The organism is Thalassoglobus sp. JC818, from assembly GCF_040717535.1.
Classification (GTDB): domain Bacteria; phylum Planctomycetota; class Planctomycetia; order Planctomycetales; family Planctomycetaceae; genus Thalassoglobus.
In genome coordinates, this window is record NZ_JBFEFI010000001.1 from 314,705 (window position 1) to 338,382 (window position 23,678).

Here is a 23,678-nt window from a genome sequence, read left to right on the forward strand (position 1 = left end):
AAGTGTTTCTTTTCATCTGCGAAGAAGACTCACTAGATCGTCGATGCTGAGCAGAAGTGATCGCACGGCATCATTCGGATGGAGAAACGGAGCGAGTTGATTTCACTCGGGACGGCGGTCCAACGGAGGAGTCTTGCAATCGCTTGCAATTGAATAAACGGGACTTCAATATTCATTGTCGCAAACCGACTGTTCTTCACCGTCGCTCGCATCTTTTTTTGACGCAACGAACTTCAGTGAGCATCAGTGTGGTAAGCTCAGACCATGGGGCTCATCTTCTACGAATTAGTCTTCCAATCGAACGGGTACCTGATGACTGAAGACGATAAAAGCGAATATCGGGAAGCGTTTCTACTGCTACAACTTCTCCAAAGCGACCCGGAGAAGCGGCGCCTTGGCAACCTCAACAAACACGCAATCGGCAACTCGAAGCTCTTCGGGAAGAAGGTCAGCGTGCCGAAAGAGTTGCGATCCGAATTGTGCGAAGCAGGGTATATTCGGGAGTTTGACAAGAAGGGGAGATCGGCGAAATACGAGATCACCGAGCGCGGGCGAGGTCGACTCGCAGAGACGCGGCAATACCCCGAAGCACTGAATAAAATCACTGGAGAGATGATCAATGAATTGATCGCATGTGTCAGCGAGTATCACAGTCAGTTTGATTTACTCGCTGTCCCTGCTCCGACTCAGGCAGAAGACCCTCGCACAGAACTTTCCACACCTGCGAACGAATTCGAAGCGGCTCCAGCTGTCTCGACTTCAACTGCTGTCTCCAGCGACGTCATTCGCTCCGCAGTGCTTGAAGAGATTGCTGAGCTGAAACGAAACGAATTCCATCACCGCAGCTACGTTCCTGTTTACGCAGTTCGACGACGAATTCGGGAGCGATTCGGAATGCAATCGGCTGGCCATGGCACGCTCGATTCCATCATGAAAGAGCTCTGGAATCAGAAGAAGATCCGACTGATCGCGACGACTGACCTTTCGCTTCCAGAAGATCAACTGCAGGATGCACTTCCGGGAGAGGGCCGAACACTGTTTTTTGTGGAGAGAACTTAATGTCGATTGCCGGGTCAAATCCATTTGCTTCCGACCGCTTAAATCATGCCTTTGACTATCGACCGGAATGGGACGTCACGACGCTTCACGATGCTGCCAGCCGGTGGCTCGAATCGCGAATCGATTCTCTGTCCGCGAGCGAATTCGCCGATCCTCAGCGAAAGATCTGCGTTTTGCGGGCAGATCCGGGGGTGGGAAAAACTCACCTATTCGGACGACTTGCCCATCGAACTGAGAAACAGATTCTGACGATCTTTGTGCCGCAGATCGAAGTGCTCGAAAACCCGATGCGGCACTTTCGATGGCACCTGATCGAAACGCTGTTTCAACGTCGGTCGTCGAATAAACCGAGCGCTCTTGAACTCGGTTTGGCTCGACTCGCGATGGATTCGTTTCGAGACTATTTCACATGGCTGCCTTCATCGGTTCAGGCTACCCATCATCAACTGGGGGAACGGCTCAAGGACGACCCGCTCGCCGTTTTAGAAATCACCAATGGTGTGTCGGCGGCTGAAGCGTTCCGAAATCTGGCTGAAGCAGTGGCGAGTGATTACGCCCCATTTGCGACAGTTCAAAATGACATCGCCCGAGCTCTTTCGCTGGGATGGGCACCAGAGCGCATGCGCACCGATGCTCGAAAGTGGCTTCGAGGAGACACTCTTCCGGATTCGGTTCGCGAGGAATATCGGTTCAGTGATGAACCGATTGAAACCACGAAGTTGTTTCGTGCGGTGTCTGCGCTGTTCGGACATGAAGTCCCGATTGTGCTCTGCTGTGACCAACTCGATGCAGTGTTGAGAAGCGAAACGGCCACAAAAGACTACACCAACGCCCTGACAGCGCTTTTGCACGAAGTTCCGAATCTTCAAATCGTTCTGTCGTGTCTCGACGACCGATGGGATCAAGTCGTCGCGTGGAGCGAAACATCTTTCGGTTCTCGGTGCGATTTGCCCGAGGCAGGGAAACTTGAACAGCTCGACGAATTTCACATCCGCCAACTTCTTCAGCGACGTCTGGCCACATGGTCTGGCCAAAAGGCGACCAACGGAAATTGGCCACTGGACCTCGACGCCTGGGCGGCACATTATCGCAACGATCCGCCGACAGCCCGCCATTTATTTAATCAGGCAGCTGGACACTTTCAGGAATGGTTGGAGAACGGCCAACCCAATGTCCTGATTCGCCCCACAAAAGGCATGGACCTCGAAGACGAATTCCAGCAGAAGTGGAACTACGAACTCGATCAGATTCGCACGGACAAAAACCGCTCGCCTGACCACCTCCAAGAGAGTCACATCTATGCAATCTTTGTCGAAGCTTTCAACACTCTGCGGATGATCGAAGATGCTCAACAACCACCGCTGAGTGAGATCGAAGAAGATGTTCTCACAAGCACTCCAAAATATCAGCGATTTGGCTGCGCGATCACGGTGGGCGGAGAACAGTCTGTGCTCGGCTTTACGAAACTCGAGAGTGCACGAGATTTTTCACACTACCTCAAAGCCTTCCTGAAGACAGTTGGAACAAACAAAGCGACTCAGGGCGTCCTCGTCCATCACGATGACCAACCTCCTTACGGCACTGGAAAGACGAAGGAGCTTTATGACGAAGCTTTAGAATCTGGCACATTAAGAGCGGTTTCACTTCGCGATTATGTTACAGATTTTGAACAACTCCACTGTTACTGGTCACTCCTTCGACTCGCTGAGCAACAGAATCTGGTTTGTGGTGGGAAGACACTCGAACCGGATGACTGTCGCCAACTGGCCGTGAAATCGGCTTTTCTGGATGGCAACAACCTGCTGGCCCATTGCCTCAGTGAAGCATGCCGCCCGATTGAAACCAATAGGCAACGTTCTGCGTCAGCCGCGCGACCGGATAATTCGACTGACAAGAATCCGACTCTTCCATTTGTTGATGATGAAGCGTCTTCGAATGAAGCAGATCGACCAAGCGAGAAGGGTTCGACGGCGACTGCGGTAACAGTGAAAAAGAGCTCGAAGACGGAACTTGACTGGGCCAATCAGCGACTTCATCTCGTCGTGGAACAACTCCGCACGCTCAATGTTCGAGTCGAAGCGATGGAAGTCCGAAAGGGCCCCGTCTTCGCGAGACTGCTCGTTCGTCCGCTGGGAGGAACAACCATCAATAAAGTGAGGAATAGATCCGAAGATCTAAAGATCCGCCTCGAGTTGGACAATCTTCCATTTATCGATTCACAAGCCGGAGCAATTTGCGTTGACGTGGAACTCCCACCAGATCAGAAAAGGACTGTGGCGTTTTCGGAAGTGATCAAACATGTGCCGAAGTCACGTCCCGACACGCCCATTTTCCCCGTTGGACAGGACGTTGCCGGAACAACACACTGGGCAGATTTGTCCAACGCGAACATGTGCCACTTTCTCGTTTCGGGTACGACGGGAAGCGGAAAGAGCGAATTTCTTAAATCAATTGTCGCTGCTCTGGCGAATCGACTCGCCCCTCACGAGCTGCAATTAATCCTTATCGATCCGAAACGAGTGACATTTAATTTAAGTGGCGACTCTCCTTATCTTCACGCACCGGTTGCTTACACTGCCGACGAGACGATTCCGCTCTTACAGTGGGCAGCGGAGGAGACAGAGAAACGTTATTCGCAGCTGCAAAAAGCCCGCGTCTCAAGTCTCGCTCAACTTCAGAGCGCAACTGGGAACGCCCCGCCGCGCATCGTCGTTGTTTGCGATGAATTCGCTGACCTGATGGCGAGCAAAGAGACGAAGGAGGATCTTGAGACCGCTCTCAAAACTCTCTCCGCTAAAGCGCGAGCGGCTGGTATTCATCTGATCCTGGCGACGCAACGACCGGAGAAGAACGTTGTCACTCCCATTATCAAAACGAATCTGCCCGGACGAATCGCACTCAAAGTGAAATCGAAGGGAGATTCGGAAATTGCCATCAACCGTCCTGACGCATGTCAGTTGCTCGGTAAGGGCGATCTCCTCTGGGAACGTGCTGCGAGTGTTCTGCGACTGCAAAGCCCACTTGTTAATCCCGAAGAGTTCGAGGCAGCACTACGAGTTTCCAGTTAGAGCTGTATTCGTTCGAACTAAAGCGTCGTTTCCGGTTTCATCGAGTTGCAGACCGCGAGTAAGTTTATGCCAATCAAAGAATTAATTGACCTGGTCTCAATTCTGGCTCCAGTGGTCAATGCTGGTTATCCCCATATTCGTGGGGCGGTGCGCAGCTTCTGTTATACACGACGGCAGGATCGAATCCTCGAGTTCCTCGGCAACTTAGGCACGACGACCGATCACCAGATTCGCCGGTTAGTCGTTGATTGGGAACGACGGCAAGATGTTCCGCTGGACGAGACGACACTCGAACAACTCTGTGCAACTCTCATCAATCTCAGCCACGGGGCGAAATTCCTCACCACGCAAGGGACACTCCGCAGCAGCCTGATTCGTTCCGATAAGATGATCGATCTGCTGCTCTCGCAAATCGAGACCAAGTTGAAAAAAGGAGACCAGATTGCTCCCGGCCATGACTGGTACGTTGAACGATTTCTCGGAATGGGAAGCTTCGGCGAAGTCTGGATGGGGATTAACCAGGGTTATCCGGAGTCACGGGCTTTCAAGTTTTTCACTCAGGAAGACGGGAAGGACTGGCTCTTACGTGAGCAGTCCAATCTTTCGAAGATTAAACAGAAGCTGAACGATCATCCGAACGTCATTCAGTATCTCGATGTCGTCACTCACTGCCAGTATCCATTTCTCGCACTCGAATACGCTGGTGGAGGTTCGCTCGAAGACTGGATTCTCGAGAATCGCAGTGATCGAGTTGATTTGCTGATCTCAGATGCAGTGCGTGGATTGATTGACGGCATCGCCGAAGCGCATCGCTGGGACATTTGCCATCGCGACCTGAAACCAGCCAACATCATTCTGACGAATGCCCAAAATCATCCACAAATCAAGATCACTGATTTCGGACTTGCCAAAGACTTTAATGAGCGTCAGCAATCGAACGCAGGGGAAACAATCTCCATTGGTACTCCCCTCTATCTTCCACCGGAAGCGTCGACTCCCGGACGAGAAGTCGACGGTTTCCGTGCCGATGTTTTTGCAATCGGCGTGATTTGGTTTCAGCTGCTGACGAATTCGCTCGAGCGCCCACCGTATGACTTCGCTCATCGACTTCGCGATCACGCTGCCGACTCACACACAATTCGAGTTCTGACACGCTGCCTGGCCAGCCCCGAGTACCGTTACGCAAATGCACTGGAGCTTCGAGAAGATCTCTCTGAGATCATTCCTTTTCGAGTGGACATTCCTGAAGGAATCATCGACGTGCAGCACGTCTTTCGCGAATATCTGAGCGAATAACCTGTCGTCGATTGATCGGTCTCACGTTGACATTGAGCACTCAACCATCGGACTACTGGACTTCGTCTGAACCCACTGCGAGGCAACCTTAGATGGTGCGAGTTTCTCCTCCCGTGCCGGTCGACCACGTCATTCAAACGCTCAGCTTGCGTGCTTTCTGGGGTCAGCATATCTGAATTCCCTGCCAGCGATTCAACGCGATTATCGTGTGCGGCAATGTCGTCGACATCTCGACGCGGCCCATAGGGTTCAGGCCTCTCATTGCGATCGATATACTTCAAACCGACTCGAATCAGTTGCAGGTGCTCACATAGAGCTTACGCAAAGAGGAAGACGCTCCAATGAAATTGCCATCGCCGTTTTTCAAACTCATCGTTCTTGCAATCGGTCTCAGTTCACCACTTTCAGCTGCTGACGGTGATGCGAAGTTGCCTTTCGTCGCGGAGGTCGAATCACAACCGTTACTGGCATCAATCGCTCGACTGATTGAAGCCATGGAATACATTGGCAGCCCGCTCCCGCAGTCCACGATCGACGAACTGAATCGGCTCTCTGAAATCGAAGACCAAGAAGTGGTGACGCAAAAAGTTCAGCAGTTGCTTGATCCACTTTGCCTGGCCGGGGTCGCCTTGCAAGAGAGTGGTCCGCCGACGGTCACAGCAGGAAAAGCTCCGCGAGAGCTACTCGAACAAGGTTGGCGAACGTTCCTTGTCAAGGTCGTGAATGAACCGGGTCATCGAACGCGACTGTTGATCGAAAGTCCGAATGCTCAGCCGCTCCCACACGCACCAGCTGACGAAGTTTCATCTCGGTGGATGCAGCTCTCTTCATTTGATGGACAGCCTCTCAAAGCGAATTTGAGTGGCTTGGAATTGGAGTATCGGATTGTGCAGATTTACAGTCGCGATCCCGGTCCGAAACAAGCTCTTCTTGAGTTTACCGTGAGTAACCGAGCAGGTGACGACGGCGAATTGATTCGCGAATGGCGATTCGATGATGATACCGATGGCTGGCGAGCGATGAATCAGGTTGACCTCGCTGTCAGCGATGGATCTCTGCATGTGACTTCAAGTGGCAGAGATCCATTCATGGGAGCAGACGTCGATGCTCGTGGCGGACCATTGGTCCTCCGCTTTTGGGCGAAGTCAGACGTCGACGGAATTGGACAACTCTTCTGGTGGACGAAAGACATTCCTCAGCCGACTGGAAATCGCCAAACAAATTTCGTCATCGAACCAAATCGTGAACAGCTCTACGAGGTACCGTTTCACTCAGAAAGCCAGCTTGCCGGAATCCGTCTCGATCCGCTTATTAAGCCGGGAAAGATTCGAATTGACTGGATTGATCTGTACTCAGCTCAACGATCAGAGAACTGGGCAAAACTTCCCATCGATTTCAAATGTCAGGCAGCCACACCTGTGACATTTCGCATCATCGACAGCGATGGGTTGCCAGCATTTGCAAAATTCGAGATCAAAGACGACGAAGGACAAGTCTATCCCGCTCAGTCGAAACGATTGGCTCCAGACTTCTTTTTCCAACGGCAGATCTATCGCGGAGATGGAGAAACAGTCTCTCTTCCACCGGGTGAATATACAATTGTCTGCTCACGAGGTCCTGAGACGATCCCCGAAACCAAGACGCTTACTGTCGGAGAATCTCCAACGGAGCTGGTCTACCGTGTTGACCGCTGGATTGATCCGTCGCTGGAAGGCTGGTGGTCTGGTGATCATCACATCCATGCTGCCGGGTGCCTGCACTATGAAAGCCCGACGCTCGGTGTGAAGCCGGAAGATATGATCCGTCACATCATGGGTGAAGATCTGAAAGTCGGCTGCTGCTTGACCTGGGGCCCGTGTTTCGATTTCCAGAAACGTTTCTTCACCGGAGAAGTCGCGGAGCAATCACGCTCCCCATATACGTTGCGCTACGATGTCGAAGTTTCCGGATTTGGCTCGCATGCGTCCGGGCATCTTAACCTCCTCAATTTACAGGAGCAGATTTATCCCGGCGGAGAATCCAAAGAGCACTGGCCGACACTTGGACTCAACACGCTTCGCTGGGCGAAAGAGCAGGGGGCTGTCTGCGGTCCGGCTCACTCTTCACTCGGGCTGACTCGGTTTGTGGGTCGACTCCCTGAAACCGACGGAATGGACGGAGCGAATTCACTTCCGAATTACAGTATTCCAATCTTCGATGGCATCGGCGCCAACGAATTCATTGTCGACGTGACTCACCAGGTTCCAGGCCCCGATGGGAAACTCGTTCCAGCTGTCGATTTCATTTCGACGATGAATACGGAACGCGTTGCAGAATGGAATATGTGGTATCACACTCTGAACTGTGGCTTTCGCGTCGCAGCGAGTGGTGAAACCGATTTTCCCTGCATGAGTGGCGACCGCGTGGGAATTGGCCGCGTGTATGCACAAGTCGACGGCGAGTTGACCTTCAGCAAATGGGTGAAGTCAATTGGCAATGGGAGAAGCTACGTCAGCGACGGCACTTGTCATCTGTTGAACTTTCAAGCCGAAGTGGGTAACGAGTCGGCGCGAATGGGAATTGATGGCAGCGAACTTAAGGTCGCATCTGGAGATCAGGTCACCTTCACCGTTCAAGCCGCCGCACGTTTGGATGGTGCTCCCGACTTGCCGGTCGAATTGATTGTCAACGGCTACCCTGTTGACTCCGCAACGCTGAAAGCAGATGGAACCGAAACTGAAATTACTTTCGAAACGGATTTTGTCGAGAGTCAATGGGTCGCCATCCGCGTTTTTCCGCAGGCGCATACGAACCCCATTCACATCGTCGTCGACGGTAAGCCACAACGACCGGTTAACGCGAGTGCCCGGTGGTGCCTAGCTGGAGTCGAACAGTGCTGGAAATCGAAACAGAACACTTACGCCTCGGAAGAACAAGCTGATGCCGAAGCTGCTTACGAGCACGCCCGCCGCACGTATCAAGAACTCATCGAACAGAGCGACCAATAGAGCTGATGCTGAGATTGCTCTGATCAACTCCATTGGTCGATGGAAGTTCGCACTCGTGAACCTCGTTTTACTTCGCCATCGTGTCAGCGGTTTGGTGACAGCGAACTGATGTTATGGGACACAAAGATTAATTCTCCGAAACGACGAGATTCCGGAAGTAAGCTTCGGTCGACTGTTCCATCCAAAGGGCGATTGCGCCCGTCTTCCCAGCCCGTTTGAGGTCATTCACGATCAAACACGGCTGCTCCGCTCCGTTCACATAGAGTTGAGCCTTTTCGCCATCAACAACAATCTTCACCTGCGTCCACTCCGCCGGAGCCAGGTCGACGTACGACTCATAAACCCCGGGAAAGTCGCGTCTCAGTACATTGAATGGAAATTCTGGATGCGACATGTACTGACATGAGTGGTTGCGCCGCAATTGATCATCTGCCCGGCCGTTTGTTGGTCGCAGATAAAAACAGTCGTAAGCGATCGGATCACTCTTGTTGACGTGAAATGCGATCCCGATGAAACCACGAGCATTGTCACCAGCGTTCTGATTGGGGCGGCCAGCCAGTTCGACTTCAATTGTTCCGTTTGTGAATTCGATCCCTTTGAGAATTGCCAGACTCTCGGCACGAGCCCCTCGACCACCAGCGCCAGCACGCTCACCTGCTTGTCGAGGACGATTGCCTCGGATGTCCGGCGCCCCCTGTTGTTGAGTCCCATTCAGGTTGACGGCTCGTTTCCCTTGATACTCGACCATCTTCGATTCGACATTGACGAGCTCGAGATTGTCCGCTGAACTGAGGAGATCGGATTGTTGTGCTTCAGCGGGACTCACGAATAAGACTGTAAGAAGCAAAACGCAAGCGCAGAATCGGCGTGACATAGTTGAAACTACTCCTATGGATAGGCGGTTTAAATCATTCTCAAATTTGCTTTGCACTTGCTCGCACGAGCAAACTCAGTGTTCTAATGAGTGAGATCGCGCAAGCGAGCACACTGGCAAGAGTAACTTGATCTCGTCTTGAAACTTATAAAGGGATCGACGACGGATTTAATCGTCACCGATGCAGTACAAGTGTGTGTGCGAGCGAAGAAACAGTTGGCCGTCGCTGATAGCAGGAGTCGCGCCGAATCCACTGTTGTCGAACGTCATGTCATTGGTCGCGATGAGCTCAAACTCTGGTTTCGCTGCGACAACGTAAACGACACCGGTATCGGTGGTCACATAGATCTTTCCGTCAGCGAGAACAGGCGATGCATAGTCGCCACCATTTGACGGTGGGCCACTTTGGCTTCTCATTCCACCTCCTCCTCCGCGTCGCATTCCTCCTCGCTGTTCGCCTTCGCCATCACCGACAGTCTCGCCTGTGTCGAGTCGCTTTTGATAAACACGTTCGCCAGTTTCGGCGTTCAGGCATGTCATCACGCTACGGCTGACCGAGTAAAGGTGACCATCGTGGAGAACAGGGGTCCCATATTCCGTCGACGTCTGCCCCTTCCAAACAGTGTTTGACTCGCTGACATCTTTTGATCCACCAGCTTCCAGGGCAACGGCGCCCACACCACCACGGCTTCCGTTCATCACATAAACGACTTCACCATCGACAATGCAGCTTGATCGCGGATCTTCCGATCCTCCAGTTGCATACCATTTCAGTTTTCCGGAAGAAGCGTTCAGTCCCCAAATCTCACCAGACGCAGCGATCACAACTTCCTGGCCGCTTGGAGCATTCACCAGGACAGGCGTTCCCCAGACATTCACCAAACCATCAACCGGGCCTGCCCGAAACTTTTCCTCACCCGTCTTCTTGTCCAGCCAAACGATCGATTCCGACTCATCGGACGCATTCACGATGACGGCCTCATCATTCGCGATTGGGCTGGCACTCGATCCCCATGCTCTCGGTCCCGAACCAGTTCCGACCGACTGGTTCCAAAGTTCATTGCCATAGAAATCGTAAGCATAGACGCCTGATTTCCCGAAGAATGCGAAGACGTTCTCTCCATCGCTAACGGGCGTCTGGCTGGCATATCCGTGACGCGGAACTCCGATGCCTTCGAACGGGTCTTCCGGGAGTTTCACTGCGACATTCGACTTCCAGAGAATGTCTCCCGACGTTCTGTCGAGACAAACCAGATGCCGAGTAAGGTTTTCGATCTGCTCGTTCTCGCCACCCATTCCATAGCCTGAATAGCAGGTAACAAACACCATGTCACCGACGACGATCGGGCTGGAAACACCTCGACCGGGAAGCGGTGTCTTCCATTGAATCTTGCGATTCTCTCCGAAAGCAACAGGAGCCGCCGACTCAGCAACCCCCGTTCCGTTGGGTCCGCGAAATCGTTGCCAATCGGCGTTCACGGACACGGTAGTTAGGCACAAAAACAGAAAAGCGACCGATTGTTGTATGCGGGACATCACACTTCCTCGTCTGAGTCATTGCAGGGGGGGGTAACATCAGAAGACACGAATTTCCGTGGCCATTGATTGCACAATTTTTTGAATTCCGAGAGGATTTCGAGAAATCGTTTCTGCCGTCAAAAAACGCCTCGTTCAGCATGCACAAACGGGATCACCAATCAGCACATCCCACCGACCGAAGCTTGGTCGTGTCTGGATTCCGCTATGCGTATTCGCTTACTCACCATCGACAGGATGCCGAAGACCTTGTGCAGGAAGCGTGTCTCCGCGTCTTTCGAGCCCATGGTGACTTTCGCGACAAGGCGTACCTCTTTACAACAATTCGCAATCTGTTCTTTGATGAGAACCGACGACGAAAACTTCCGCGGCAGACACTTCCGACGGAATCGGTTGCAGACAAAAAAAGTCGTCACGCCGACTCTGTGATGGATAAAATGGACCTGGATGTTTTATTGAGTCGACTCACAGAACATGAGCGGGAGCTTTTATTTTTAAGTTGTGCTGAGGGATTTACAGCGGCGGAGTTGAGTCAATTCACCGGGCAGCCGCGCGGAACCGTACTCAGTCAACTCTCTCGCGCAAAGAAGAAGCTCGCTCCAGAGCGAGAACGCATTGAAGGAAAGCAGTCATGAGTCAGGACTCACCGGACTCGGAAATTCGAGAATTCTATGAGCAGCTAACGCCGTCAAATGAGTGCATTGACGACATCTTCGCGATGCGCGATGTCGTCACGAACGCAAAGAGCTGGAAGCGAGTTGCGATCGGCGCAATTGTCGTCGCCTCAATCATGACCGTCGCTTGCGGAATCTTGCTCTCGCGGCAGTTAGCGAATGACACGAATGAGTCAGTCGCTGAGAATCAAGCCGACGCTGTCGAGAGATTAGAAGTCGAGACACCAGAGGAATTCGTTGAAGTCGTTAACAAAACTGAGACGCATGACGACACGATCGACCGTCGTTTGCGTCTCGTCGCTTTTCGCCGACATCGCGACCGGTGCGACCAGTGTCGCGGAATCAGCGAGAACTTCGTGATGCTGCAAAAAGAGTTCGCCGAAAAACCTGTCGCGTTTGTCCAACTCGATTTCAGCGACCGGCCCCATCTGGCGGAGACGCGTCAAAAAAGTGTCGAACTGGGAGTTGGCGACCTCTTTGACTCCGCTGACCATACCGGATGGATTCTGATGAACTCGAATGGTGATCTCCTGGCAATGCTCGAACCCGAGTCCAGCTTTGAGAACCTTTCAGTCGCTTTGAATGACCAGCTCACTGATTAAATTCGTAATGCGCCACAGCGAGCGAGGTTGAGTTAAAACTAAATGCCAAAGGTTAGTTTCATGCTGCCTTTGTCAGGCGAAATTGGAAGAAACTCTGCATGATGACTCGCATTGGGGGGCTGCTATGAGCAAGAAGAAACACAAAGACTGGTTCGACGAAACCCTGGCGGAATGGTTGGCAGACCGGATCGCCGAAAACCATCGCAAATTCAATCGAGAAGCTTTCGTCAATAAGATTCGCGACGGTATTAGTGACCTGGAACTCAAAGCACGGGTCGCGCTGTTCGCGAAACAGTTGCAAGCCCATCTCCCACGTTCATACGAGGCAGCAATTCCCATCATCCTCAAATGCCTCGGCGATGAAAATCCAAACGAAACTGGCATGTTTACTGAATACTATTGGGTGATGCCGTTCGCGACGTTTGTTGAGCACTACGGGCTTGATTATCTTGAAATTTCTCTCAACGCGATTGGCGAGATCACCAAACGAAACACGGGCGAATTCGCGATTCGTCCGTACCTGTCTCGCTACCCGGAGCAAACGCTCGATCAAATGCTCAAATGGTCAGAGGACGAAAACTTCCACTTGAGGAGGCTCGCATCGGAAGGAAGTCGGCCGAGATTACCGTGGGCGAAAAAGTTGGACTTCGCAATCGAAGATCCGAAGTCGACTCTTCCCATTCTCGAAAACTTGAAAGACGACCAAATTCGGTTCGTCCAGAAGTCAGTTGCGAATCACTTGAACGACATGCTCAAAGACAATCGTGACGTGGCGATGAAAGTTCTGAAGCGATGGAAACGCGGCGCAACTGATCAACGCAAGTGGATCATTAAACACGCTCTGCGGCAAGAGTTGAAAGCTGGCATCGCGGAAGCACAAAGCTTAGTCGAGTGAAATTCGTTTCGGCAGACAGTTTGTCGTGTGAAAGTTCTTCGCAATCGAATCGCGATTCCGCAACGGAAACTTGTCGAATCAGGGTCTCGTCGCGAAAATGAAGTTCGTGAAGACTATTGAATCAACTGCTCCCGTGTGAAGCAAGAATGACTGCAAGTTCCACCTACCCGATTGAGATCTCCAACGAACTGAAGAAACAGTGGGAAAAGCGTGGACTTTCTGTTTCCATTCTTCCCGATCCAGGACCGCTCAAATCACTGATCGACACGATGTATCAGGCGAGTTTGTTGGTTGAAGAAGGTGATCCCGTCCGATGTCGAATTATTTCCGCCACTCCTGACGAACTCGCAAGTGCGACTTCAGATGAACCTCGCGGTCTACGTGTGCTCCCTTTTGCAGAGCCTTCAAGCTACACCCCTTACAACCTCCGCAAGCTGTCTGCAGCGGCAGGATTCTACCGGTCACTGCTGGCGGTCAATTTCGACGAAAGCGGAGAGCTTGTGATTTGGGGAATCGTTCTCACAGGCACCGATTGGGTGAATCACGTTGATGGCTATCAAAGCAAAGGTGTCGAACTTCCGCAAAACGTCGTCATTCAATCACTCGGCCCTGGACATCTGATTGTTGCTTCCGGGTTCTCCCGCATCCTCGAAACGAGAAACGGTCAGCTACTGACCGAAGGTTTTGACCCGTTCCTATCAGAATGGCTTCCGCGACGCTTCATTCGATTCCGAGAGTCGTTGCTCCGACAGCTTCCAGTTGAACAGCCGAATGCACAGGCTACTCAAGTCTGTGAATCCTTTGTTCGTGATGTCGGTCAAAGTGTTATTCGACGCATTCTTCGACTCGTAAGAAACCGAAGACATGGCGGGACGCTGATCTTTATGCCAGACGGATCGCATATCGATGGAACATGTGAACGCTGGTTGCGATTTCGAGTTCAGTATCAGGCTGACCGACCCTCTTCGTTTTACAGCGATGTAATGTTGCGACTCATGACTCGCGCCCTCCATGTTGGTCGAACGCACGAACTCGAGGTTGTGACTTGGAGTGCTTATCAGAAATTGCACGATCCTGAATTGGCACAGTTAGATGAAGCGCTCATCGAGTTCAGTCATTTTGTGGCGGACATGATGAGCGTTGATGGAGCGGTTGTGCTCGATCACAGTTTTCGCCTACTCGGGTTTGGCGGTGAGATTCTTGGAGAAACTCCTGTTCATAAAATTGATCGTGCCCTCGACCTCGAAGCGAAGATCTCAACCATCGAGCGAGCTGATGCGGCTGGCACTCGCCATCGATCCGCGTATCGGCTCGTCAATGGATTACATGATTCATTGGCAATTGTTGCCTCTCAGGATGGCGACGTCCGCTTTGTCGCACATCACAATGATCAACTCTGTTACTGGCCTTATCTCCCATAAACCAGAGTCTTACAAAGCAGCAGTGAACGGAGTTTTAGAATGTTGACCGACAGCAAATCAGTCGCTTTCCCGACGTTAACCGACAATGAAATCTCTTGTATCGAGCAACTCGGAACGTGTCGAAGTCTCTCCGACGGGGACATTCTCTTTGAGACTGGTGACCACAACATTTCATTCTTCGCGATCAAATCCGGCGAAGTGCTGATCACGGAGTCTTCGAGTGGGCGTTCGAAAGAAGTTCACACGCATCGGCAATGCGAATTCACTGGCGACGTTTCAATGTTAACGGGACGTCCATCCGTCGTGACTGCGACCGCGAATGGCGACTGCGAAGTCGTCGAGATTCCTGCTTGCACCATCCGGAGGATGCTGGCCGATGTGCCAGAGTTGAGCGACAAACTTCTTGCGGCCTTTCAAGTTCGCAGACAACTGCTTGAGTCGTCAGGCTTCGTCGGTGTCCGAGTGATTGGAAGTGCTGACTCGAAAGAAGCACTCCAGCTTCGTGAGTTCTTCTACAAGAACAAAGTTCCGCACACGTTTCAGGATATCGCCGAAGCTGAGGGGCAAGCTGCGCTCTCCGAGTTTGGCGCAACAGCTGATCAGACGCCCATCATTGCTTGCAGCGAGCACGTCGAACGTGCCCCTTCTCTCGGAAAAGTCGCTGAGTGCCTCGGAATTTCTCGTCAGATCAAAGATGAGCTGTTCGACGTTCTCATCGTGGGAGCAGGCCCTGCAGGCCTAGCAGCGGCGGTCTATGGGGCGTCAGAAGGTCTCAAGACATTGGTCGTCGATGGCATTGGTCCTGGCGGACAGGCGGGACAGAGTTCGAAGATCGAGAACTACATGGGTTTTCCATCGGGTCTTCCAGGAGCTGAGTTGGCGAATCTTGGCTTCCTGCAAGCAATGAAATTTGGAGCAGAGTTCACTGCCCCCGTGATGGTTCGTTCGATGCGATGCACCGCTGACGGTCACCACTCAATTCAACTTTGCACCGGCCAGACTGTCCGTTCGAAAACTGTGCTTGTTGCGACGGGAGCCTCATACCGACGATTGCCAATCGACGGATGTGATCGACTTGAAGGAGCCGGCGTTTACTTCTCAGCGACGTCCGTCCAGGCACGTATTTGCCGCGATTCGACAGCAATTGTTATTGGAGGTGGAAACTCAGCCGGCCAAGCTGCGATGTTTCTTTCGCAACATGCGAAACAGGTCAAAATGTTGCTCAGAGGCAATAACCTACAAAAAAGCATGTCTGACTATCTTGCCCGTCGGATTGAGCAAACCCCAGCGATTGAAGTTTTGTACAATACCGAGGTTCAGGAACTGGGCGGCGAGAATCGTCTGGAAGAAATCACGATCCACAACAACGACACCGGTCAAACTGAAACACTTTCTTGTGCAGCTGTGTTTGTCTTCGTCGGTGCGAAACCCCACACCGACTGGCTGCCTGACGAAGTCGCTCTCGATGAACACGGATTCATTCTGACCGGCCCCGCGATTCGCCGGTCCAACAGGTGGCAACTCGACCGCGAGCCTTGCGAACTCGAAACAAGTTGTCCAGGCGTTTTTGCAGCTGGCGACGTTCGAAGCGGAACGACGAAACGTTGTGCATTTGCAGCTGGCGACGGAGCACTCGCGATCACGTGCGTGCATCAGTACCTGAGTTCACTCGAAGAACAGACTCTCGTCCGCTAGGCGATGGCCTTCGACAACAATTTCTGATCGAGCTGCCAACAGTCTTCATCTGCAATTCACAGTTTCAGGTCCGTGTTCTGCGTGGTTCAGATCGAGTAGTATTTCCGTCCACCTAAACCAATTCGTCTTCATAAAGTGTGGATTGAGTCATCTTCATGTTCCGCAAAATCTCAAACATCGCAATCGCTGTCTTGACGTTGTTCCTCTTCGTCGAACAGGCGAACGCCCACTATCTCTGGGTCATCGTCGAGAACGATCAAGACGACAATCGTGTCGCCAACATCTATTTCGAAGAAGCACCCAGTGCCGGCGATGGACACTATCTGGATCACTTTCTCGGCTCGAGTGACGTTTGGGTTCGGACAATTTCACATCCGAACCCTGAGCCGGTGAAAGCAACTGAAGTCAAGCAAGACAAGAATCGCTGGTTACGTGTCAAATTTTCAGATGCCGACGAGTACAGCATCGACACCTACGGAAAATTTGGTGTCTATGAGTACGGCTCAACGAAAGTGCTTTTGCACTACTACGCCAGAACACTCAAAGCATCCTCTCACGATGCAATTCACGAACTGGGCAGGGCCGAACAACTTGATCTCGACTTCGTGCCACACGACATCGGTGACCAACTCGAACTGACGTTACTTTGGAAAGGAAAACCAGTTTCAGACCGAATGGTATTCATTCGCGGTCCCAAAGGATTTCGGATGAACGTGAAAACGAACGATCGAGGCCGCGTTTTCGTCGAACCAGCGGAACCCGGACGCTACACGTTTCGCAGCAGTGTCGAAGAACCAACACCTGGGAGCGACAATGGCGAAGATTATGAATTGATTCGGCACAACATTACGATATTGCTCGATTTGCCGCTGGAAAAGTAACTTGCCCGCGCGGAAACAAAATTGCGAAGCAATTAGCCTCTCAATCAGAACGACTTCTTACTAATAAAGTCCCGGAGCGCTGCAGTTGCAGTCATCAACAAACCAATGGCCTGACTTTTACCTATGTCGCAAGCTGATCAACGGACAATGAAGAGCAAATGAGTCCATCGAGATGAGCACCGAGAAACGAGTTCCTTCTTCAGCATCGCGACTGAAGTATCTAACCCGCGCTAAGAGGTTAGCGAACGCCAGATTCGAACAAAGTGGAAGGAAGTAAGAGACGAGATTAAATCGTATCTCACTTGGGGCTTCCGAATTCCATGTCCATTCGGCGGCTAATCTGCCGGTTCGCTTCGGTGATCAGTTTGACTTGCTCTTCATCCGGTTTCTCCATTTCATCCAGCAAACCACGTCGTCGGGATTTGTTGCGCTGGTACGCGCCGCAGAGATGAAAACCAACACAACCCGGGTTCTTGTGGAGAGCCGCTAACGTCTCCGCATACCACATACCGTTGTTCGATTTGAAGAACTCATTTCTACTCCCTTCGACTTTCGCGGCGTCGGCGAGGAGAACTGGTTTCCCTGTGATTTTGTGCCATTCATCAAGATGTTTGACGGGATCTTTGAAATCCTGAAATGAAAGCACGTCGACGTACGACTTCGCGGCATTCACAACTTCGATAGCAATCGGTGCGTTGGCTTCGTATCGGTCGCCAAACAACAAGTGATGCTTGTCATAGCGACGGATGGTATCATGGATCGTCTTGTAGTAGTGTCCAGCGAGATCGGAAAGCTCTTTACGACCGGCCTCAGTCTCGAGTTGTTCTGGATCAAAAATCGGACCACGCCAAGCGTTTGAGGGACGCTCGTGTATCCACGTCGGGCAGTCGCTGTAGAAATAACCAATCAAGTTCTTCTCTTCGCTCAGCTCTGCACAGTGAGACCTCGCGACATAGTCACACCACTCTTTCCAGTCCTCGCTGCGGAAGTCGTAATGAACCGTATGCCCCTCCCACTGGTGTGACTCGGTGAATGGCAACAAGTGGCAATAGGGCATGTCCAACGCTCGATACTCATCAATCGTGAAAGGGCGTGAGTGTTGCCAAGCCAGACCTTGTTCGGGAAGACGGACCGTCACTTCCTGAACCCATCCGACAGTGTTGAAACCCCATTCATGCAAGTTGGGGACGACTGACTCTTCGATCCAGCGAATCGTGCTGCCACCGTATTTCTCTCGCCAGAGATGCAGGTTCTCTGGATATCGAAGGCTGGCGGGATCGATGTGATTGAGGCCCATCGTGAAGAACGGCTGACCGTCGGGTGTAATCAGCCACCAATGGCCTTTTTCTTGCCCCAATGTGAAGTAGCCGGTTGGATCTGACTGAGTGGTCTTGGTCGCTTCCGCTGCAACTGCCCGCGACAGCGATGCGACAGTTATCCCAGCACCAGCTGCGAGGGTGCAACTCAAAAAGCGGCGTCGGTCAATGCGCGAATTCATAGTGATCATCACGTCAGGATATCGAAGTTGATCTGATCAAAAACATTCGAAGTTTCGACGATCGTACCTGAAAGTCTAACACTCGCAATTCAAACGCGAATCTTCGGTACGATTCTGCGACAGCCAGGAACTGATTGCTGTGATTTGGTACAACACACGCAGGCACCCAAATTCGCAATCATTCACAGTATTTCAAATGACCATGAAAACATTCTTGCTGCTGCTGAGTACAATCACTTTAGTTTTTTCTGAATCTTCTGTGGTTTGGGCCGACGTGGTCCCGGTTCCGAAGTCGATCGTCCCTGAAAAAATTGAGGGAGCGAAGCCACGGAACGTGGTCTTCATACTCTCCGATGATCACCGCTACGACGCAATGAGCTTCATGGGACACCCCTTCGCGAAGACACCGCATATGGATGCAATGGCCGAGAACGGTGTGCATCTCAAGAATGCATTCGTGACGACATCTCTCTGCTCACCCAGCCGTGCGTCAATTTTGACAGGCCTCTACACATTTCGACATCGCGTAATCGACAATCAACGCCGAGTCCCAGAAGGGACAATCTACTTTCCGCAATACCTCCAAGCAGCTGGCTACAAAACTGGATTCATCGGCAAGTGGCATATGGGGCACGCCAGTGATGAGCCGCGTCCCGGATTCGACTACTGGTTCAGCTTTAAGGGACAGGGCAACTACTACCCGCCCGGTCCGAACTACACACTGAACGAGAATGGAAAACGAGTCCCCCAGGATGGATACATCACACCACTTTTGACACGCAAAGCAATCGAGTTTCTCGAGAATCAGTCAAACGAAAGCGAACCGTTTTTCCTCTATCTTTCGCACAAGGCAGTTCACGGACCCTTCACACCGGAGCCCAAATACAAGGACTCACTGCGCGATAAAACAATGGAACTCCCTGCATCAAGCGAATTGCTCGACAACAACTTGAAGAATCGACCTCGATGGCTGTTGGATCAGCGAAACAGCTGGCACGGGATGGACTTTGCGTTACACACCGGCCAAAGCGTGGAGCACTTCTATAAACGATATTGCGAAGCACTTTGCAGCGTCGACGACAGCATCGGTGCAGTAATGCAACAATTAGAAAAGATGGGAATCCTCGACGAAACCCTTTTGATTTACATGGGCGATAACGGATTCATGTTTGGCGAGCACGGTTTGTTCGACAAACGTGTTGCGTACGAGACATCGAGCAGAGTCCCAATGTTGATGCAGTGTCCAGAGATCGCGGAAGGAGGCACGGTCGTCGAAGAAGTCGTCGCGAATATTGACATCGGCCCAACAGTGATGGAAGCCATGGGATTGAAAACCCCGCCGCACATGGATGGCAAGAGCTTTCTCCCGCTGACGCAGGGGCAATCGATTCCGTGGAGAGACTACTTCTTGTATGTCTACTACTGGGAGCAGAACTATCCGCAGACGCCCACTCACTTCTCTCTACGAGGCAGCCAATACAAGTACACAACCTACTACGGGCTTTGGGACACGGACGAGTTGTTTGATATTCAGGCTGACCCGGACGAGCAGAACAACCTCGTTCACGATCCCGAGTTTGCAGAAATCAAACAGCAAATGCAGGATCGACTTTATGAAATGATGGATGAGTTGGGAGGCCTACAGATTCCTCTGAATCCGCCGCGCGGCAACCAACAGAATAAACGTCTGCGCAGCCGCGGAGGAGTCAAAGCTGCCGATTTCCCGGAAGCGTTTATCGTCGACGAACCTCTTCGATCCATCGAATAAAAGCTCGATAGCGCTGACAGATCATACTCTGGAGTGATCATTGACATCTAAATCCTGAAGGTCGATGCTTAGAAAGAGTATCGCCTTCAGAGCTTCAGGTGTACTACTTCTTCGGTGGAGGGACAAAAGAAGGATCGACGAATGGCTTTCGATCGAACGTGCTTCCGTCTCCGATCACGCGTGGATCACCGGTCTGTCGCAATTCGTTCATCAGCCGATCAGTGAGAATTTGTAGAGTCTGAGCGTATTCCGGGTCATCCGCTACGTTGACAACTTGATCGGGATCTCTTTTCAGGTCGTAAAGTTCGAATTCCGGACGGATCGTAAAAGCAATGTCGAACAGTTCTGGATAGGAGTCGCTGTTAGTCATTAGAAAGACCTTTGTCGGACTCGCATCCATATCCGGGTAGGCCAGGTTGTGGTTTTGCAGATGTTGCTCTGCAGACGCTCCGCTGTCGAACACGTCGCCCATTGGCATACGATTCGGTTTGAAATTCCGAATCAGCAGGTAGTCTGCGGTGCGTAGCGCGCGAGAAGGATAGGGGGCGCGGTCTCTCCGGGCTTCGCCAACATGTCGCTCGCGTCCGATGATCACATGGTCACGCGCTGGGTCGACTTGACCACTTCTTCCCGACGTAAGTATCGGCATCAAACTTTTTGCCAACATGTGATCTGGTCGGTCGATTTCCGTTGCTTCGAGCACTGTTGGAGCGATGTCCATGAGACTCACAAAGTCGTCAACACGTCGACCAGGTTGGACACGGTCCGGCCAGCTGATGAGCAAGGAGACCATTGATCCGAAGTCGTGAAGATTGCATTTTCCACGTGGCATCCCGGGCATTCCGTGATCTCCCGAAATGATCACGAGCGTGTTGTCGAGTTCACCGCGTGATCTCAGTTCTTCGATGAGTTCATTGATCATGCCGTCCCATGCCAGTGCTTCGCCGAGATAGTCAACCATATCTTCTCGGACGTCGTGAACATCCGGTAGAAATGCTGGCACCTTTCCTTTAAGCGAATCAGGTTCGAGCCCCCAAAGAGCTTTCCCGGAACCTTTGGTCCACTGACGATGTGAATTGTGCGGGCCGAACCAATAAAAGAAGGGCTTGTCGTCCTGATTGTCGTCGAGAAATCTCTGAAAGTTGGAACGGACGTAAGAGAAGATTTCTTTCTTCTTAGCTTCTTTGTCAGTGGCTGCGGACACAGTCTGCGAGAAACTGCAAATTGGATCTTTGTGAGTGAGGTCCCGCTTTCCCGCATTTCTATTCGTCGTCTTCCCCCAGTGCATCACATGATAGCCGTTCTGCACTAGTAATTCTGAGAAGCCTGGGAGAGAGGAATATGGATCTTCTGCTTTTCCGTATTCACGACAGCGAAGGAAAGCGTTACTGCCGCAGCGGTAAAACGGCATCCCAGTCACGACAGCCGCTCGACTTGGCGTACAGCTTGGAGCGCTGACAAAAGCATTGTCGAAGACAACTCCGCTTCGACCGATTGCGTCCAGTGCTGGTGTCTCGATCACATCGTTCAGCCCGGGCTGATTCGGGTCTCGGTAGATGCTGGCATAGCGCCCCCAATCATCTGAAAAACAGAAGAGAACATTCGGCGGATCTTTGGCGTTCGCAGAAACTGCGCAACTCAAAAGAACAAGAGTTGAGACAATAAACTTCGTCATTGAGCTGCCTGTGAAACTGGAGCGGCGACAGTTTTTGAAATGAAACCTGCATCTTCGCTTTGTTGCGGAGATGAGGAAGTACATGACACAACGAAGTGTGTCTCCTTCGACTAGTTCAAACAACGCTTATTGGAATAGTCTTCGCAAGCATTCGCGAAAGGCTGAGACAATCAATTCACTCTCGGTCATCAGCGATCCCGTTTTCGTTCTTGTCAACGACTCCAGAGAGTGGGTTTCGCAGCACCGCTTGCCAGGCGATTTCGCGAAAACGTCGGTCAAGAGTTTGGCTGGGAAACTTGCTGTCTTCAAAAATGTCACCGGGAATGTTTTGCGGATTTCGACCGTAGATAGTTGCGTAGAAAACATATCCTTCGAGTCGATCGAGACCGGGACCAAGATGTCCCAACTGATCACGCCACAACGAACGTTCCTTATTGCCGACAGCCTTGTGGATGCCATCGATGCCCGGCAACTTGCCTTCGTCAAAGTACTTCACACACTGAACCATCGCTTCGCACGTCGGCATGATGAAGATTCTGTTGTCGTACTTCTCGTTCAGCTCGTTGAGGATCTCGGAATAGATTTCGAACTTTTCGTCGCCGAGTTTGGCGATCACTTCAGGAGTCAGTTCCTCTTCAGATTCGGGAACCTTGTTCAGCTGATAGAGCTGCGGCCAGGCATCAGAGAGATAGAACTTCATGTCCGGATTATATTTCAAGCAGAAGTCGATCCAGCATGAATAATACTGCGGGTGATCGTTGAAGTAGGGGCCCCACATCATCGCATCCCACTCACCGTTGGAGATCGATGCCAGCAGCTTCGGAGTTGGTTTTCCGTCGAACTCGAAGATTCCGTTTTCCTGCTCCCATTTGTATCGCGTGCTACCTGTGATCCCACCGCCCGTGTGAGTCAATAACGGAGGCTGCTTCAAGCCAGCTGCTTCCACAATCGCTGGGAAAGTTTTGTACCCGGGAGCCATGAAACTATGCCCAGTGCCGACGATCCGCAGCGACCCGTCCGTCGGCTTTGCGAAACGCACGACAGCCCTGTCATCACCTGTCTGCTTGGCGTACAGCTTCGCAATTTCATCCGGCGATTTGTAACAAACAGCATGCTCCGGGAAGCATTCTGCCTTCCAACCAGGATCGACTTCGAAGGTCCTCGGAGCACCACCACCCTTGCCGCGCGAAGACTGCAGCTCTTTAACATAATCCGCCGCTTCGGCAATCGACAACTCTCCATCGCGATTCGCGTCAGCTTCGGGAAATCGTTTCAACCATCGCTCAAGTTGCGCCTCGCTGTATTGTCCGTAAGACAAGCGACAGAACGAAAGAGACGCCAAAACGAGAACCGCAGAGACCAGATGCTTCATGATTCAAGAATCCCAAAGGTGATGGTTCACAACAGAATGGATTAGCATAAACCAAACAACGGTCCGTGAGAAACCAAAGAGACACGATCCGGATCACCTCGCGCGTGTCCCGGTTGGGCCAACTTGGTTTACCAACGGATCTACTCAGTTCGTAGAAACTCATCAATGCGAGTACTTCAACGAACCGACTGTTTGGCAGGCTAGATACTGGTCGGTCATCAGAATCGCGTCTCAGAAAGTGCACTGTCAATTTTTCGTCGAACCTTCATTGATAAGGTTCCGCCTTCGCAGGTCGCTGAGGAGAACAACACTACGGTCAACGCAGTCCTTGTCTCAAAGTCTAAAGTACTGCAACAGGCGCGGCTGGTCGGACGAGA

16 protein-coding genes are annotated in these 23,678 nt (G+C 51.8%); 11 read left to right on the forward strand and 5 right to left on the reverse strand.

The window, feature by feature from the left end:
* The first annotated feature begins 312 nt into the window (after window positions 1-312).
* The 4 genes from AB1L42_RS01085 to AB1L42_RS01100 all read left to right on the forward strand — a co-directional run bounded on the left by AB1L42_RS01085 (window position 313) and on the right by AB1L42_RS01100 (window position 8,410).
* Window positions 313-1,059, forward strand: coding sequence for a hypothetical protein (locus tag AB1L42_RS01085; RefSeq protein WP_367050258.1), 747 nt, complete (start codon window positions 313-315; stop codon window positions 1,057-1,059).
* Window positions 1,059-4,127, forward strand: coding sequence for a DNA translocase FtsK (locus AB1L42_RS01090; RefSeq protein ID WP_367050260.1), 3,069 nt, complete (start codon window positions 1,059-1,061; stop codon window positions 4,125-4,127). Before AB1L42_RS01085 ends, AB1L42_RS01090 begins: the two co-directional genes overlap by 1 nt.
* Before the next feature lie 66 nt (window positions 4,128-4,193).
* The gene (locus AB1L42_RS01095) at window positions 4,194-5,423 is read left to right on the forward strand and encodes a serine/threonine-protein kinase (protein WP_367050262.1); all 1,230 of its coding nucleotides are present in this window, start codon (window positions 4,194-4,196) and stop codon (window positions 5,421-5,423) included.
* Window positions 5,424-5,764: 341 nt separating this feature from the next.
* On the forward strand, window positions 5,765-8,410 hold the full coding sequence (locus AB1L42_RS01100; protein WP_367050265.1) for a CehA/McbA family metallohydrolase: 2,646 nt from the start codon (window positions 5,765-5,767) through the stop codon (window positions 8,408-8,410).
* Between the two features lie 127 nt (window positions 8,411-8,537).
* On the opposite strand, the gene AB1L42_RS01105 is transcribed toward AB1L42_RS01100, so the two are convergent.
* On the reverse strand, window positions 8,538-9,284 hold the full coding sequence (locus AB1L42_RS01105) for a family 16 glycoside hydrolase (RefSeq protein WP_367050267.1): 747 nt from the start codon (window positions 9,282-9,284) through the stop codon (window positions 8,538-8,540).
* Between the two features lie 168 nt (window positions 9,285-9,452).
* On the reverse strand, window positions 9,453-10,820 hold the full coding sequence (locus tag AB1L42_RS01110) for a PQQ-binding-like beta-propeller repeat protein (RefSeq protein WP_367050269.1): 1,368 nt from the start codon (window positions 10,818-10,820) through the stop codon (window positions 9,453-9,455).
* A 191-nt stretch (window positions 10,821-11,011) separates the two neighbouring features.
* Here AB1L42_RS01110 and AB1L42_RS01115 point away from each other — a divergent pair, with 191 nt between their 5' ends.
* From AB1L42_RS01115 to AB1L42_RS01140, 6 genes are all read left to right on the forward strand, one after another.
* Window positions 11,012-11,455, forward strand: coding sequence for a sigma-70 family RNA polymerase sigma factor (locus AB1L42_RS01115; protein WP_367050271.1), 444 nt, complete (start codon window positions 11,012-11,014; stop codon window positions 11,453-11,455).
* Window positions 11,452-12,096, forward strand: a complete 645-nt coding sequence (locus AB1L42_RS01120; RefSeq protein ID WP_367050273.1) for a hypothetical protein — start codon at window positions 11,452-11,454, stop codon at window positions 12,094-12,096. Before AB1L42_RS01115 ends, AB1L42_RS01120 begins: the two co-directional genes overlap by 4 nt.
* Window positions 12,097-12,220: 124 nt before the next feature.
* The gene (locus AB1L42_RS01125; protein ID WP_367050275.1) at window positions 12,221-12,991 is read left to right on the forward strand and encodes a DNA alkylation repair protein; all 771 of its coding nucleotides are present in this window, start codon (window positions 12,221-12,223) and stop codon (window positions 12,989-12,991) included.
* A gap of 146 nt (window positions 12,992-13,137) precedes the next feature.
* The gene (locus tag AB1L42_RS01130; RefSeq protein ID WP_367050277.1) at window positions 13,138-14,412 is read left to right on the forward strand and encodes a putative sensor domain DACNV-containing protein; all 1,275 of its coding nucleotides are present in this window, start codon (window positions 13,138-13,140) and stop codon (window positions 14,410-14,412) included.
* 39 nt (window positions 14,413-14,451) lie between these two features.
* Window positions 14,452-16,107 (forward strand): FAD-dependent oxidoreductase, encoded by a 1,656-nt coding sequence (locus AB1L42_RS01135; RefSeq protein ID WP_367050279.1) that lies wholly within the window; start codon window positions 14,452-14,454, stop codon window positions 16,105-16,107.
* A 155-nt stretch (window positions 16,108-16,262) separates the two neighbouring features.
* Window positions 16,263-16,988 carry a hypothetical protein gene (locus AB1L42_RS01140; protein ID WP_367050281.1) on the forward strand — a complete coding sequence of 242 codons (726 nt, stop codon included), beginning with the start codon at window positions 16,263-16,265 and terminating at the stop codon, window positions 16,986-16,988.
* A 298-nt stretch (window positions 16,989-17,286) separates the two neighbouring features.
* On the opposite strand, the gene AB1L42_RS01145 is transcribed toward AB1L42_RS01140, so the two are convergent.
* On the reverse strand, window positions 17,287-18,486 hold the full coding sequence (locus AB1L42_RS01145; RefSeq protein WP_367050283.1) for an agarase: 1,200 nt from the start codon (window positions 18,484-18,486) through the stop codon (window positions 17,287-17,289).
* A 202-nt stretch (window positions 18,487-18,688) separates the two neighbouring features.
* Between AB1L42_RS01145 and AB1L42_RS01150 the strand changes: the two genes are divergently transcribed.
* Window positions 18,689-20,254, forward strand: a complete 1,566-nt coding sequence (locus AB1L42_RS01150) for a sulfatase (protein WP_367050285.1) — start codon at window positions 18,689-18,691, stop codon at window positions 20,252-20,254.
* Between the two features lie 103 nt (window positions 20,255-20,357).
* Here AB1L42_RS01150 and AB1L42_RS01155 read toward each other — a convergent pair whose 3' ends face one another.
* A complete protein-coding gene (locus tag AB1L42_RS01155) occupies window positions 20,358-21,929 on the reverse strand; it encodes a sulfatase (protein ID WP_367050287.1) in 1,572 nt (523 codons plus the stop codon).
* Window positions 21,930-22,104: 175 nt separating this feature from the next.
* The gene (locus AB1L42_RS01160; RefSeq protein WP_367050289.1) at window positions 22,105-23,301 is read right to left on the reverse strand and encodes a hypothetical protein; all 1,197 of its coding nucleotides are present in this window, start codon (window positions 23,299-23,301) and stop codon (window positions 22,105-22,107) included.
* Window positions 23,302-23,678: the final 377 nt, after the last annotated feature.